Source organism: Pedobacter aquatilis, assembly GCF_030409415.1.
Lineage (GTDB): Bacteria > Bacteroidota > Bacteroidia > Sphingobacteriales > Sphingobacteriaceae > Pedobacter > Pedobacter aquatilis.
This window is the reverse complement of record NZ_JAUFPW010000028.1, coordinates 41,404-56,327: the sequence shown is the minus strand read 5'-3', so window position 1 is coordinate 56,327 and position 14,924 is coordinate 41,404. Positions and strand designations below refer to the sequence as shown.

14 protein-coding genes are annotated in these 14,924 nt (G+C 34.4%); all 14 read left to right on the top strand.

The annotated features are described in order from the left end of the window. The first annotated feature begins 13 nt into the window (after positions 1-13). A complete protein-coding gene (locus tag QWY86_RS11455; protein WP_290242181.1) occupies positions 14-2,590 on the top strand; it encodes an SLBB domain-containing protein in 2,577 nt (858 codons plus the stop codon). A gap of 74 nt (positions 2,591-2,664) precedes the next feature. Beyond that, a complete protein-coding gene (locus QWY86_RS11450) occupies positions 2,665-3,789 on the top strand; it encodes a lipopolysaccharide biosynthesis protein (protein ID WP_290242179.1) in 1,125 nt (374 codons plus the stop codon). A 2-nt stretch (positions 3,790-3,791) separates the two neighbouring features. After that, entirely contained in the window at positions 3,792-4,202 is a 411-nt protein-coding gene (locus QWY86_RS11445) for a sugar 3,4-ketoisomerase (protein ID WP_290242177.1), read from the top strand. Next, positions 4,186-4,599 carry a sugar 3,4-ketoisomerase gene (locus QWY86_RS11440; RefSeq protein WP_290242174.1) on the top strand — a complete coding sequence of 138 codons (414 nt, stop codon included), beginning with the start codon at positions 4,186-4,188 and terminating at the stop codon, positions 4,597-4,599. Before QWY86_RS11445 ends, QWY86_RS11440 begins: the two co-directional genes overlap by 17 nt. After that, entirely contained in the window at positions 4,589-5,143 is a 555-nt protein-coding gene (locus tag QWY86_RS11435) for an acyltransferase (RefSeq protein WP_290242173.1), read from the top strand. The genes QWY86_RS11440 and QWY86_RS11435 overlap by 11 nt, the downstream gene beginning before the upstream one ends. Continuing rightward, positions 5,140-6,240, top strand: a complete 1,101-nt coding sequence (locus tag QWY86_RS11430) for a DegT/DnrJ/EryC1/StrS family aminotransferase (protein WP_290242172.1) — start codon at positions 5,140-5,142, stop codon at positions 6,238-6,240. The genes QWY86_RS11435 and QWY86_RS11430 overlap by 4 nt, the downstream gene beginning before the upstream one ends. After that, positions 6,241-7,503, top strand: coding sequence for an O-antigen translocase (locus QWY86_RS11425; protein WP_290242169.1), 1,263 nt, complete (start codon positions 6,241-6,243; stop codon positions 7,501-7,503). Continuing rightward, positions 7,500-8,720 (top strand): glycosyltransferase family protein, encoded by a 1,221-nt coding sequence (locus QWY86_RS11420; RefSeq protein ID WP_290242166.1) that lies wholly within the window; start codon positions 7,500-7,502, stop codon positions 8,718-8,720. The genes QWY86_RS11425 and QWY86_RS11420 overlap by 4 nt, the downstream gene beginning before the upstream one ends. Continuing rightward, positions 8,702-9,817, top strand: a complete 1,116-nt coding sequence (gene wecB, locus QWY86_RS11415) for a non-hydrolyzing UDP-N-acetylglucosamine 2-epimerase (protein ID WP_290242164.1) — start codon at positions 8,702-8,704, stop codon at positions 9,815-9,817. The genes QWY86_RS11420 and wecB overlap by 19 nt, the downstream gene beginning before the upstream one ends. Further along, entirely contained in the window at positions 9,807-10,877 is a 1,071-nt protein-coding gene (locus QWY86_RS11410; protein WP_290242162.1) for a glycosyltransferase family protein, read from the top strand. Before wecB ends, QWY86_RS11410 begins: the two co-directional genes overlap by 11 nt. Positions 10,878-10,879: 2 nt before the next feature. Continuing rightward, positions 10,880-11,878: an EpsG family protein gene (locus tag QWY86_RS11405; protein ID WP_290242160.1), complete on the top strand. Its 999-nt coding sequence runs from the start codon at positions 10,880-10,882 to the stop codon at positions 11,876-11,878. Between the two features lie 13 nt (positions 11,879-11,891). Then, positions 11,892-12,797 carry a glycosyltransferase family 2 protein gene (locus QWY86_RS11400; RefSeq protein WP_290242158.1) on the top strand — a complete coding sequence of 302 codons (906 nt, stop codon included), beginning with the start codon at positions 11,892-11,894 and terminating at the stop codon, positions 12,795-12,797. Between the two features lie 26 nt (positions 12,798-12,823). Next, positions 12,824-13,756, top strand: a complete 933-nt coding sequence (locus QWY86_RS11395; protein ID WP_290242157.1) for a glycosyltransferase family protein — start codon at positions 12,824-12,826, stop codon at positions 13,754-13,756. Positions 13,757-13,768: 12 nt separating this feature from the next. Continuing rightward, positions 13,769-14,923: a glycosyltransferase gene (locus QWY86_RS11390; RefSeq protein ID WP_290242155.1), complete on the top strand. Its 1,155-nt coding sequence runs from the start codon at positions 13,769-13,771 to the stop codon at positions 14,921-14,923. The last annotated feature ends 1 nt before the right edge of the window (position 14,924 follow it).

Here is a 14,924-nt window from a genome sequence, read left to right as displayed (position 1 = left end):
CAATAATATACATATGAAACAAAAAATAGTTCTTTTACTATCTCTAATCGTCATAACCTTATTTACCAGTAATTTAGTTTCGGCACAAAGTAATTTTGCCAACCAGAAGGTTGATGAATTATCAGATGCGCAGATTAAACAGCTCATGCAAAGGGCCGAATCTTTAGGTTATAGTGATGCACAATTAGAGCAAATGGCTGCAGCACAAGGGATGAAGCAGGAAGAAATTTCCAAACTCCGTGCCAGGGTTGAAAAAATAAGAAAAGGTGGAACTGCTGCTCCGGTGGCTAAATCATCAGGCGCAGGTAACGGTGCTGCTAACCGACAGTACATTGGAAGCGATAGCACTTCAACTGCGCAGCCTTCTAAGCAAGAATTAATTGATAAAGCATTTGATGATTTAAAACCAAAAATATTTGGTTCAGAGTTATTCAGAAATACCAATATTACCTTCGAGCCAAATATAAGAATGGCTACACCGGCGGGTTATGTGATTGGTCCGGATGATCAGTTATTGATTGATATAACTGGTGATAACGAAGCTAATTACGATTTAAAAGTTAGTCCGGATGGTGCTATTCGAATAGAATATGTTGGTTTGGTTAAAGTTGGGGGCTTGAGTATGGAGGAGGCCCGTTCGAAAATAAGAAGTTTAATGTCTGCTACTTATCCGGCATTGCGTTCCGGCAGAACTAAATTGGCCATAAATCTTGGCAATATTCGTGGCATTAAAGTCGTACTGAATGGCCAGGTTACCAAGCCGGGAACTTATACTATAAGCTCCCTTTCAAGTGTGTTTAATGCCCTTTATGCTGCGGGCGGCCCAAATCAAAATGGTTCTTACCGTAAAATACAGGTAGTTAGAAACAATAAGGTTGTGGCAACTGTAGATTTTTACGATCTAATCATTAATGGTATGCAACGTGGAAATATCCGCTTGCAAGATCAGGATGTAATTAATGTTCCGGTGTATGAAAACAGGGTAGAGCTTGTAGGTGAGGTAAAAAATCCCGCAATATTTGAAACGCTAAAAGGCGAAAGCTTTCAGGATGTTTTAGATTTTGCAGGCGGCTTTTCTAATGTCGCTTACCAATCTGCCGTTAAGGTTTTCCAGAATACTTCGAGAGAAAGAAAAATTACGGATATTTTTGCTGATAACTTCGCTACTTATATTCCAAAAAATGGCGATAAATTCTTTGTAGAACCCATTTTGGACAGATTCGAAAACCGGGTGGAGATTAGTGGTGCGATTTTCAGACCAGGTTATTTCGAATTGGAAAAGGGCATGACCTTAAAGCAGTTGATTTTAAAGGCTGACGGCTTAAAGGAAGATGCTTTTATGAGTCGTGGTTACATTAATAGGTTAAATCCTGATAATACCCTTGCCTTAGAACCATTTGATGTGGCAGCGATTATGAATGGCAGCCAGCCCGATGTTTTGTTAAAGAGAGAAGATAAAATTACCATTTCCTCAATTTTTGACTTGAGGGATGAATATAAGGTGACGGTGCAAGGTGAAGTTAGACAACCGGACCAATTCCGTTATGCAGAGAACATGAGTATCGAAGATGCAATTCAAATGGCTGGTGGCTTTAAAGAAGGGGCTTCACCAAATCGTATTGAAATTTCAAGACGTGTACGCAATAGTGATCTTCAATCTTCAGCAGCAAGTACGGCCGATGTTTTCACGATTAACATTGATAAAAACCTAAAATTAGTATCGGATACGACATTTAAATTGCAACCTTATGATATCGTTTCCGTTCGAACTGCCGAAGGTTACGTGGTTCAAAAACAGGTAAAGATAGAAGGTGAGGTTCTATATCCAGGAACTTATACCATAAAAAGTAAGGACGAAAGAATTTCTGATTTGGTCAAAAGGGCTGGAGGCTTAACTGCCCTGGCTTATTCTGATGGTGCATCTTTAAAAAGACCTGGAAAAGATACCAGTTTATTTAAGAGCCAAAAGGATTCTTTGCAAAAAGAATTACAGTTAAAAAGAGTAAGATATGGCACCGCATATTCAGAAGCGGATTCGAATAATGATCAAATAACTATTGAGAGAAAGCAAGAAGAAAGAGCAAGAATCCAAAACCTGCAAAGATTAACCCAATCTGGCGTAGATACGACCTCATTTAGCAGGCAAGCTGCAATTGTTGCTTCGGATATGGTGGGCATCGATTTGACAAAAATATTGGAATCACCTGGGAAGCGTTATGATTTATTGTTAGAGGATGGAGATGTGATCAAAGTGCCCAAACAATTACAAACCGTTCGGGTAAGTGGAGAAGTTTTAAATCCAAACAACATTGTTTATAAATCAGGCAAAAGTTTTAAAAATTACGTGAACGGTGCTGGTGGTTTTACAGCTAATGCATTAAAGGGCCGGGCTTACGTGAAGTATGCCAATGGTTCTGTCGAGGGGGCGAGAAGTTTTCTTTTCTTCAATAACTATCCAAAGATAAAGCCAGGTGCAGAAATTCTGGTTCCTAAAAGAGCAGAAAGAGAGCGCATCTCTGCACAGGCGTGGATTGGTATTGGTACAGGATTAGCTTCACTAGGGGCTATAATTGTGAGTTTGTTAAGGTAATTTTGCCCAATTTTCATCCTGAGTATACCGAAGAATTCAAATGAATAAAAAAAAGTCTGTCAAGCCTGGTTTTGATGGATATTAGAAACTACAGAATGACAACAGAAACTCAACAACATATTCGGACTAAAAACGACGAAATTTCTCTAAAAGAACTGCTACTTAAAATCCAAGATTGGTGGCGTTTTATATTGTCTAAATGGGCATTAATTTTGATATTTGGAATTTTAGGGAGCGCTTTGGGTTTCTGGTATGCAACGATCAAAAAAACAATTTATATCGCTACGACAACCTTTGTTTTAGAAGATGAAAAAGCAGGAGGAGGTTTGAACAACTTAGCTGGCCTTGCTTCTATGGCGGGGGTGGATCTTGGTGGAACTGGTGGTGGTATCTTTCAGGGTGATAATATATTAGAATTATATAAATCACATAAAATGCTACAACAAACTTTACTTACATCCATAAATGCGGATCAGAAAGTACAGACTTTAGCGGAGAGATACATTCAATTTAACGAACTGGATAAAAAATGGGAGAAAAGACCTGAATTAATCAAGCTAAAGTTTAAAGCTGATAGTTTAATCGATGGGAATATATATTTGATTCCTAATCGTTTAAGAGATAGTATATTGACTGAAATTGTAGATGATATTTCCAAAAATTATCTTCTGGTAACCAAACCAGATAAAAAGTTAAGTATCATAAAAGTCGACGTCAAAGCCAAAGACGAAGTCTTTGCTAAAGAGTTTAACGAGGCTATCGTTAAGAACGTAAATAATTTTTATTTGCTAACCAAAATAAAAAAGTCAAGAAGGAATGTGGAAATCATGCAACACAAAACAGATTCAGTAAGAGCGGTGATGAATGGAGCGATTTATAGTGCTGTTGCAGTAGCAGATGCTACGCCAAATTTAAATCCGACAAGGCAGGTTCAAAGAGTGGCACCTGCACAAAGAGCGCAATTTTCAGCAGAAACAAACAAGGCGATATTAGGTTCTTTAGTGCAAAATTTGGAAATGTCAAAAGTTGCCTTGATGAAAGAAACACCTTTACTGGAAGTTGTAGATGTACCTTTCTATCCACTTCAAAAAGATAAATTTAGTAAAGTCAAAGGAATAGTTTTCGGAGGAGTATTGTTTGGATTTATAGCTTTAATTGTTATAATTTTCAGGAGATTTTTGAGATTAGTTTTAGCATGAAAATGGGGTTAGATTTAGTTAAGATTATTGAGTTCCCTAAAATTTTGGATGAGCGAGGGAATTTGTCATTTCTAGAGGAAAGTAGCCATGTGCCGTTTGAAATCAAAAGAACGTACTGGATTTACGATGTACCAGGAGGGGAAGAACGTGGCGGGCATAGCTATTTTAATAATCAAGAAGTTATCATCGCCTTATCTGGTAGTTTTGACGTAATTCTTAATGATGGTCAACTTCAGACGACTTATTCTCTGAACAGATCTTATTATGGGTTATATGTCCCTTCTGGTATTTGGCGACAGATGAATAATTTTTCGACAAATTCTTTGGCATTTATAGTTGCATCCAATGACTTCGATGAAAATGATTATGAACGCGATCTAGATAAATTTAAAAAGAATGGGAAGTATATATAATTGTAACGTTATTGAGTTAAATAAGATACATAATAGGGCAGGAAATATAACTCCTGTCACTGGTCTAAAAGATTTACCATTTGCGATAAAAAGAATTTATTATTTATATGATGTACCTGGTGGGGAAGTAAGAGGTGGGCATGCTCATTACCAGTTGCAACAACTCATCGTAGCCGCTAGTGGTAGTTTTGACGTTGTTCTCGATGATGGTAAAAATAAAAAAATTGTTACACTCAATCGTCCAAATTATGGTTTGTTGATAACCCCTGGAATTTGGAGAGATTTGGTCAATTTTTCCTCAGGTGCGGTTTTGTTAGTGCTTGCTTCAATGCCATATACTGAGAATGATTACATTCGTGAACACAAAGATTTTTTGCATTACAAAAATGGAATATAAAATACATAATTTAGCTGATGTGCAATCTGTAAATATTGGACATGGAACTTTTATTTGGCAGTTTTGCGTGATTCTAAAAAAAGCCATCATTGGAAACAACTGTAATATAAACTGCGGTGTGCTTATCGAAAATGATGTGGTAATCGGCGATAACGTAACTATTAAATCTGGAGTGCAAATTTGGGATGGTGTAAGGTTAGAAGATAACGTCTTCGTTGGGCCTAATGCTACGTTTACAAATGATTTGGTACCTAGGTCGAAATCGAAAAATTGGACTCTTAAACAAACGATTGTAAAAAAGGGAGCTACCATCGGTGCTAATGCGACGATTGTAGCCGATATCATAATTGGTGAATTTGCGTTTATTGGGGCGGGCAGTGTTTTGACGAAATCAGTGGCTCCTCACACAGTTTGGTACGGTAATCCTGCAACACAAAAGGGATATATAACTGAAGAAGCAGATGTGTTAGATATGAATCTTATAAACCATCAGACAAAAGAAAGATATAAATTGGTAAACCATAAACCTATCAAAATAAAATGATAAAATTTCTCGACCTGAAAATGATTAATGAACGTTATCGCAACGATATTACGACCGCTTTTAATCGGGTTTTAGATTCAGGATGGTATATAATGGGCAATGAGCTAGCAAAATTTGAGGCAGAATTTGCGGAATACTGCCAAGTTGAACACGCAATTGGTGTAGCAAATGGCCTCGATGCACTGATCTTAATCATCAGAGCATACAAAGAACTAGGTCATTTCAAAGATGGCGATGAAATAATTGTGCCCGCTAATACATACATAGCAAGTATTTTAGCCATATCTGCAAATAATCTGAAACCAGTTCTTGTTGAACCTGAATTGGATACGTATAACTTGGATCCAACTTTAATAGAAAAAAAAATTACTTCCCGAACTGTCGCGATACTACCAGTCCATCTTTATGGTCAGTTATGTGATATGGATCAAATAATGCTAATTGCTCGTAAGCATAAATTATTCGTCATTGAAGATTGTGCCCAGGCTCATGGTGCTAAAGATAAAATGGGCAAAATCGCTGGGAGTTTTGGCGATGCAGCTGGATTTAGTTTTTATCCAGGTAAGAATTTAGGTGCGTTGGGTGATGCTGGTGCAATCACCACAGATAACAATATATTAGCTCAAACCATAAAAGCATTACTAAATTATGGCTCTCACGAGAAGTACAAGAATGATTTTAAAGGCACAAATAGCAGATTAGATGAGATACAAGCTGCAATTCTTAGCGCCAAACTAAATTTTCTGGATCAAGATACTTCAATAAAACGAGGTGTTGTTAGCAGATATTTAAGTGAGATAAAAAATCCAAAAATTATTCTGCCTAAATTTGGGGAAATTGACTCACACGTTTGGCATCTTTTTGTTGTAAGATGTGATAAAAGAAATGAACTCCAAAATTATTTGGCGAATAACGGAATACAAACTGTTATTCATTATCCTATTCCTCCGCACAAACAAGAAGCCTATAGAGAATTAATCAATTTAGAGTTGCCAATTTCTGAGAAGATACATGACGAAGTTTTGTCACTACCACTAAGTTCTGTCATAACTGAAGATGAAGTATCAAAAATTATAAGAATATTAAATTTGTATTAGTTGAGACTAATTAAAACTACAATTTTTTCAGCAGTTATTACTTTGATACGTATTGGCTCAGGGTTTGTAGCTGGCAAGATCGTAGCAATTTTTACTGGGCCAGCTGGAGTTGCTCTGATTGGAGCATTTACAAATTTTATTACAATAATTTTAACGTTTGCAAATGGTGCAATTAATACGGGCGTTGTAAAATACACAGCAGAATACCTGAATGAACGAAATAAGATAGAAAATCTTTTTAGTACTGCTCTAAGAATTTCTATTATTTGTTCGGCAATTATTGGTGGGATTCTAATATTATGTTCTGATCCCATCTCTCGAATGATATTAAATAGTGAGAATTACCGATACCCCATTCAGGTTTTGGGGTTTACGGTTATACTCTACTCATTGAATTCATTATTTATATCAATCTTAAATGGACGTGGTGAAATTAAAACTTATACAATTGTTAATACTATAGGTAGTATAATTGGATTAATTTTTACTGTAGTTTTAGTGTACTATTATAAGATAGTTGGTGCGTTATATGCGTTAGTACTGTCACAATCCATTGTATTCTTTTTTACTCTTTTTTATATAATAAAAAGTCCTTGGTTTTCAATCGCTCTATTTAAATCTTCATTTGATAATCAAACAGCACGAAAGCTTGGTAATTATAGCATGATGGCAATAGTTTCTGCGGTTACATTACCTGTATCGCAGATTTTTTTAAGAAATATCTTAACCCATAAACTTGGAGTTAATTCTGCTGGTTATTGGCAAGGTATAATGAGAATTTCCGATGGTTATTTGATGATTGTTACTACCGCTCTAAGTACGTATTATTTACCTAAACTTTCGTCACTCAAAACAGATTTAGAAATTAGAAGCGAAATTTTAAAAGGTTACAAAATAGTTCTGCCAGTTGTTTTTGTTGGCTGTTTAGTAATTTATCTATTAAAACGCGTAGCAATAGGTTTACTTTTTACAAGCGATTTTATGTCAATGGAAGAACTTTTCTTTTGGCAATTATTTGGTGATTTTTTTAAGGTAGCTGCGTGGATGCTAGCTTTTTTAATGCTCGCCAAATCTATGACTCGAATTTACATACTGACTGAAATATTATTTTCAGCTACCTATGTAATATCTGCTTATTTTTTTATTTCTCTAATGAATATTCAAGGTGTCGTTTTGGCCTTTGGACTGAATTATCTTTTATATTTTATATATATGCTGATACTATTTCGCAGTCTACTATTCAAAAAACGCAAGTCATTATGAAGTATACGTCGGTTACTTTTTTCTATCCTAGTAATATTCTGGGTGGCGCAGAGTTTCTCTTCTTAAGAATGGCTTCTGTATTAATTGATAAATACAATATCGACGTAAACTATGTTGATTACGAAGAAGGTTTTGCAAAAAACTATGAACAAAGAAATGTTAAGATAAACTTTATAGAGTATAAACGATATCGAAACCAGACTGCCCTACCAGAGAACACATTAGTCGTAGCTCCACTTTCCTCACTGCTGGACGTATCTACTTATCTAAAAGTCAACCAAGCTCATGTCCTATTTTGGTCTATTCATCCAGCTGGCCTGATAGAATTCTTCAATGAATTATACAGAAGAATATTTTTGAAATTTAGTGTACTGGATAAATTAAAGGTCGGGCGAATCATTAAAATTTTAAATGACCATAACGCGATAAATTTTATGGATAGGCCTAACTTCGAATACCAAGAACGTGTGTTTAACTTAAGGAATATTCATCCAACTTATCTGCCAATTCCGCTAGACGAAAAAAAAAATACTGGAAATATAATTCAATATAGTACAATTAACCTTGGTTGGGTCGGTCGGTTGTCGGAAGACAAAATTTATTCTTTATTAAATATCTTACAATGTTGTAATATCTTCTTAGAGAATAACCCCAAGGATCAAATCCAATTCCACATAATTGGCGCTGGCTCTAAATACGATTTGATTAAAGAATTAATAATTTCAGAAAGGCTTGAAATCATACATCAAACAAATTTGGACGGTTATAAACTACAAAATTACTTAAGTGCAAATATCCATGTTTTATTTGCCATGGGAACTTCTGCTCTGGAGGGTGCGAGTTTAAATATTGCTACACTTCTCGTTGATTTTTCTTATAAAGCTTTTAGAACTAATAACTTCAGATGGCTCTACGAAGCAGAGGGTTATTCTTTAGGTGATCCCTTTGATATTGATCGAATTTATAATAATACATTCGATTTTATAATTGATCAGATAAAAACCAGTAATATTAAGTTTTATGCAAGCAAATGTCATCAATATTTCAATAATAATCATAGTCTAGATATTATTGCTAAAAGGTTTCTTGTAGCTGTTGATAAAACCACCATGGCTCATTCAGAATTAGAAAAAACAGAATTGAAAGCTTATTTTTGGATAAATAAGTTAAGAACATTAATACACTATATTAAATTTGTATGCAAAAAGTCCTATTAGTATTCGGTACACGCCCTGAAGCCATCAAAATGGCTCCTCTGATTATAGAATTTAAAAAACATTCACACAAATTTGAACTTAAGGTTTGTGTCACAGCGCAACATAGAGAGATGTTGGATCAGGTCTTAGATTTTTTCGAAATTAATACTGATTACGATTTAAATCTGATGAAGAAAGGTCAGAATCTTTATCAACTTACTGCAGATATACTTATTGGCCTTAAAGATGTCTTAGAAGACTTTAAACCAAATTATGTTTTCGTGCATGGAGATACCACAACCTCTATGGCCGCTGCATTAGCCTCATTTTATGCTGGTGCCAAAATTTGTCATGTTGAAGCGGGTTTGAGAACCTACGATAAGTTATCCCCTTTCCCAGAAGAAATTAACAGACAACTTACAGGACGTATATCTGATATTCATTATGCTCCAACGGAACTAGCTAAATCTAATTTAGTGAATGAAAGTATCGAGAACATAGTTGTAACAGGTAATACAGTAATTGATGCATTGATGTGGGCAAATAACAAGTTAGAGAAATATTCTAACGCTGAAATTGAACAGTTGAAGGCGATATTAAATACTGGGAAGAAAATAATACTTGTAACTGGGCATCGTAGAGAAAATTTTGGTGAAGGTTTTATAAACATTTGTAATGCATTAAAAACCCTTGCGAATCGAGATGATGTGTTAGTAATCTACCCCGTGCATCTTAATCCAAATGTTCATGAACCTGTACATGAAATTTTGTCACAATCAGACAATATAAAACTTATAGAGCCTTTGGGTTATCCCGCTTTTGTTTGGCTTATGACCAAAGCCTACATTATCTTAACAGATAGTGGTGGAATACAAGAAGAGGCACCAAGCTTAGGGAAGCCAGTTCTTGTGATGAGAAATACGACCGAGCGTCCCGAAGCCGTAGATGCCGGTACAGTTAAACTGGTTGGAACAGACTTAAGTTTAATTATAGCAGAATGTAACATTTTATTAGACAATGAAGATACCTATAATGCAATGGCATTAAAGCATAATCCTTATGGTGATGGTAAAGCTTCAGCCAGAGTTATTTCACATCTATCTCAATATGGATACTAATAAACAAATATACATACTAGCTCCGTTTCCTACTGGAGATGATTTACGTGACGGAATGATGCAGCGTATTGTTGTAATCGATTCATTATTAAGTGAATACGAAAGGATCTACATAAATATTTCTGTTAAAAATAAAAAATTTAAAAAAATTACTCATGGCCCCGATGTAACAGAATACTTTCTTAATCCTCTTAATCCATTTTTGATATTCAAATATTTTTTAAATCAAGCAGAAAGGGTCTATGCCCACTCTATTCATCCATTTAAATTCATACCCTATTGTTTTCCTTTTCTGAAGAAAAAACTGGTTGTATTAGATGCTCATGGAGTTGTACCCGAAGAAATCAGGATGTATGATAGGCCCCTCAGATATCGTTATGCGCTATGGATTGAAAATATGGTCTTTCAAAAAATTAAACACTGTATATGTGTAACTAACGCAATGGCTTTACATTTTAAAGAAAGATACAATAATCACAGAATCAGTTACCATTTGTTTGCTACAAGCACACTAATGAAGGCCCCCGATAATGATGATGTTGAAGCCTTACGGAAGGCATTAAGATATAGTAGTAGCGACATAGTTTTTTTATACAGTGGAAATATTCAAACTTGGCAAAATATTGACTTAATGATTCATTTAATATCTCAATTAAAACAACACAAGATATTAATATTGACAGGTGCTAAAGAAGGTTTCATTAATGCTTTTAGCGAGAAAGGCATTAGTTTAGAAAATATACATATTACCTCCGTGGATCATTCAGAGCTGAATAAATATTACGCCCTAGCTAATTATGGTTTTATACTAAGAGACGAAAGTATAATTAATAAGGTTGCAAACCCAACAAAAATGCTTGAATATTTACAATTTGGGCTAACACCGATAGTACTTACACCTAAAATTGGAGATTATTACCAAATGGATTATGAATACTTAATGTCTGATGATTTGTTAACAGCCGTCTTCAAGCAGGATAAAAGCATTCGCAATAAAGAAATAGCCATAACTATGCATAAATCTGAACAGAACGTTAATATAAGCGAGTTATTCTCTTAAGTATGTTTTTAGTGAAACAAAGGATTTTCAGTAAGAATGCGTTGTTTATGGACAGCTTTTCTATTGTTCTATGTGTTGTTATTGGTTTTTTTTTTAGTTTTTATATTGCTCCTATAAGTAGGGATTTTGAGAACTACGAAGAATATTATAAGTCGTTGTCAGCACTTTATGAAAGTGCTGGTAGTAGATTTGAATTTGGGTTCGATTTTGTAGCTCGAGGATTGTCGAAATTTTTTCCGAAATATCCTGTTGCCATGTACCTTTGCCTCATTCCCACTTCATTGTTCGTAAAATGTTACATACTACGTAAGCTTTCTAAAAACGATTATAGCTTAGTCTTATTAATGTTATTTGCTTACTTGTTGTCTTTTGGAATCCTGCTAGAATTGAATCAATTGAGGGCAGCTGTTGCTATATCATTAGGTTATTTAAGCCTTTTACTTTTAGCAGATAAGAAAAACGTAGCAGCTGTTTTTGCTTTCTTTTTAGCGTTCAGCATGCATTATTCTTCTGTAATCTTTTTGCTAGGATGCTTAAGTGTATTCTTAGTTCATAAGAATAAAATGAGATTACTCTTTATACTTATTACTAGCTTTTGTATCATTTCAAAAAGTGCTGTTATAATCATTGAAAATTTAAATCCAATTGCCGCTGAATATAGCAAAAACTATGACCAAGCCAGCTTTGGTTTTACTAGTGCCACACTACTTTTAGCAATAGTATATTTTATTTTTCACTTTTATCATATAAAGAAGGAATCCAAGATAAATGCCAGTTTGATTATGTTCCTGTACTCCGGAATTCTTTTTTCAATTGTAATGAGTAGTATACCTGTCTATGCCACAAGAATTTTAGAGCTAACTGAAGTCGGTATTATATTTATTGCTGTGAACAAAAAATATGGAAATTTCTATAGTTATGGATGTGCGTTTTTTACTTTAATTCTGATCTTTCATAAAATTTTAGCATACCTATTTGTTAATCCGCTTCTTAATTATTAAACATAATCTATCTATGCCCTTTGAAATAATATATGCAATTATTGTTACCTATAATCCAGAATTGCCGGTTTTAGCAAGACAATTAAACTCATTAACTAGCCAAGTTCAGCGTATAATTTTGGTTGACAACTCCTCGGATAATAAGAATTTAATCGATGACCTTTTAGATAAATATCCAACAGCTACATCTATATATAACCCTGAAAATTATGGATTAGGCCGGGCGCAAAATATTGGTATAGAAAAAGCACACGCCAGCGGCGCATCACACGTGGTACTTTTCGATCAAGATTCGGTGCCTAAGCAAGATTGTATTGAGAATTTAATGCTTGCACGGAATGAGCTATTATCCGCAAATATCAAAGTTGCTGCTGTTGGCCCTTTGTATTTCAATGAACGTACAAATATCATTTATCCAATATCTCAATATTTTGGTCCCTTTATAAAAAGATTTGTGCCAAAAATTAAACCCACCAAAGCTTCTTTTATTATCGCCTCCGGATGTTTGATAAATCTCGAAGATCTTAGTGAAATTGGGATGATGAATGAGGGCTTTTTTATCGATTATATTGACATAGAGTGGTGCTTTAGAGCTAAACATAATGCTTATAGCATATACGTTGCGCCAGAAGCAGTGATGATTCATGCTATTGGGGATAATAGTTTCGCAGTCGCAGGTAGAGAAATATCAAATCACAGTCCTCTTCGACGTTATTATTTATGTCGTAACAGTATTTTGATGATAAAAAATCCGGTTATTCCCATTGGATATAAATTGCGGGAAATAATCGTTAATTTGGTTAGATTATTAACTTTTCTTGTTTTTGCTTCTGATAGAAAAAAATATTGGAAATATAGTATTAGAGGATTTGTTGATGGGTTTAAAGATGTTAGTGGAATATGCCCACACAAAATATAATTGCTAATTAATTTAGCTGAAAGGTAATGAGAGAAGACAATTTGAATAACGGTATTGAATATAAATTCGCCGCAGCCCTAGTGCTGTATAATCCAGCGGATCAGTATTACCTTACGGCAATAAGAATTTTGAATGAACTTGGTATTAAGGTTTTTTTATATGATAATACACCGAATGAGGTTACACACAAGAATACCATCAATATCATAAGAAATGAATTTGGTGATTTTGTTAATGTAGTAAATAAGACAATAGGTAATATTGGACTAGCAGTTGCGTTTAATTTGATTACGACGAATGTGATTGCGGATGACAGGTTTGCCGGCTTGTTCGTATTTGATCAGGATACAAACTTGAATAACAATGCATTAAAACTACTAATTGAAACTTTCAAAAAATTAAATAAAGACAAAATAGATTTTGGAATTATTGCAGGATATCCAATTAGAAAGGAAGGAACCCCTTATAGAATAAGACCGATTAGTTATAGCAGAATTTATCCGAATCTTTTGGCTGTTAAAACCGTTTCAAGTAGTTTTTCACTCATTCCATTAAAAACATTCAAAAAAATAGGATTATTTGACGAGGACTATTTTATTGATCATATTGATATGGATTTCTCAATGCGTTGTTGGAAAGTAGCCAAACCTGTATTTGTTAATATTGAAGCTAAGTTTACACATAATGTTGGAAATGGCGATGTAAAGGTTTTCGGAAGATTTCTCTTTCCCATAGGTGATCCATATCGTCATTATTATCAAGTTAGAAATATGATTTTATCATACAAAAAAAATGGGGTTAGGAATCTTTACATTTTTACTGGAATTATTGTTCGAACGATTGTCGTAATGATTATTTCAATTTATTCTGGCGAAACATTAAGCCGGCTTGGGTTCTTGTGGCGAGGTATTAGTGATGGATTTTCTGGGGTAAAGGGCAAAATGAGTAGCAAGTATTAACTTATCATCTAAATGAGTTCCAAAGAAAAAATAAAGTTAGTGCGTGTCGTCACGCAAGCGGAGGTTGTTTTATGGCATTTAAAAAACTTTATAGAAAGGTCTAATCATGACTATGATTTGCACATTATTGGTAATGGAGTATCACGATACCAGACGGATTTTGAACACGTTAAATTTTATGATGTTAAAATAGAAAGGAAAATTTCATTTTTCAATGATCTTATTGCACTCATTAAAATATCTTATTTACTAATTAAAATAAGGCCAAAAATAGTTCATTCGATAATGCCAAAATCGGGTTTTATATCCTCCATAGCCGCTTTGATTACCTTTGTGCCAATTCGAATACATACATTCACAGGTCAAGTTTGGGCCACCAGAACTGGATTTTCCAGGACTTTATTGCGTTTTATGGATAAAGTTATCTATAATTTTAATACAAATTGTTTAACAGACAGCCCATCTCAAACGAAATTTTTGTTCCTAAACGGTTTTAGCAAGGAAAATAAGGTTATTAGGCATCTAGGTCAAGGATCGCTATCTGGCGTGTCGCTGGGAGTATTTAGGCCAGTTAGTGAGATTGAGAAAGTTGACCTTCGCGAAAGCCTCGGATTAAAGAGTACAGATTTTGTTTTTACATTTTTGGCTAGGAAATCTGTTGTTAAGGGTATTGTTGAATTGTTTGAAAGTTTTCATCAAATATCACATTTACCAAATGTAAAACTACTATTTATCGGTCCTGATGAATCAGATGGTAAATTGTCAGAGCTCTACATGTCTTATGTTCATTTAAAAGAAAAAATTATTTCATACGATATTGTTAAAGATCACCAGAAGTTTTTAGCTGTTTCTGACGTATTATGTTTACCAAGTAGTAGTGAGGGCTTCGGTACAATAGTTATAGAAGCTGCTGCAATGAAAATACCGACAATAGGTTTTGATATTGTTGGTTTGAGTGATGCTATAGAAAATATGGAAACAGGAATTCTAGTCCCTCTAAAAGATGTTGGTAAATTTTCGTTCGCTATGACTAACCTCTATAACGATTCAGTGCTTTATGAACATCTGCGTACTAATGGTTATCAGCGAGTGATAAAATATTTTTCAGCAGATTATATATTTAAATCTCATTATGAATATTACACACATTTAATTAAAACTACATAAT

Bases quoted from the DNA above. Each gene is read 5' to 3' on its own strand.
- QWY86_RS11455 (WP_290242181.1), top strand. From the start codon at position 14: ATGAAACAAAAAATAGTTCTTTTACTATCTCTAATCGTCATAACCTTA.
- QWY86_RS11450 (WP_290242179.1), top strand. From the start codon at position 2,665: ATGGATATTAGAAACTACAGAATGACAACAGAAACTCAACAACATATT.
- QWY86_RS11445 (WP_290242177.1), top strand. From the start codon at position 3,792: ATGGGGTTAGATTTAGTTAAGATTATTGAGTTCCCTAAAATTTTGGAT.
- QWY86_RS11440 (WP_290242174.1), top strand. From the start codon at position 4,186: ATGGGAAGTATATATAATTGTAACGTTATTGAGTTAAATAAGATACAT.
- QWY86_RS11435 (WP_290242173.1), top strand. From the start codon at position 4,589: ATGGAATATAAAATACATAATTTAGCTGATGTGCAATCTGTAAATATT.
- QWY86_RS11430 (WP_290242172.1), top strand. From the start codon at position 5,140: ATGATAAAATTTCTCGACCTGAAAATGATTAATGAACGTTATCGCAAC.
- QWY86_RS11420 (WP_290242166.1), top strand. From the start codon at position 7,500: ATGAAGTATACGTCGGTTACTTTTTTCTATCCTAGTAATATTCTGGGT.
- wecB (WP_290242164.1), top strand. From the start codon at position 8,702: ATGCAAAAAGTCCTATTAGTATTCGGTACACGCCCTGAAGCCATCAAA.
- QWY86_RS11410 (WP_290242162.1), top strand. From the start codon at position 9,807: ATGGATACTAATAAACAAATATACATACTAGCTCCGTTTCCTACTGGA.
- QWY86_RS11405 (WP_290242160.1), top strand. From the start codon at position 10,880: ATGTTTTTAGTGAAACAAAGGATTTTCAGTAAGAATGCGTTGTTTATG.
- QWY86_RS11400 (WP_290242158.1), top strand. From the start codon at position 11,892: ATGCCCTTTGAAATAATATATGCAATTATTGTTACCTATAATCCAGAA.
- QWY86_RS11395 (WP_290242157.1), top strand. From the start codon at position 12,824: ATGAGAGAAGACAATTTGAATAACGGTATTGAATATAAATTCGCCGCA.
- QWY86_RS11390 (WP_290242155.1), top strand. From the start codon at position 13,769: ATGAGTTCCAAAGAAAAAATAAAGTTAGTGCGTGTCGTCACGCAAGCG.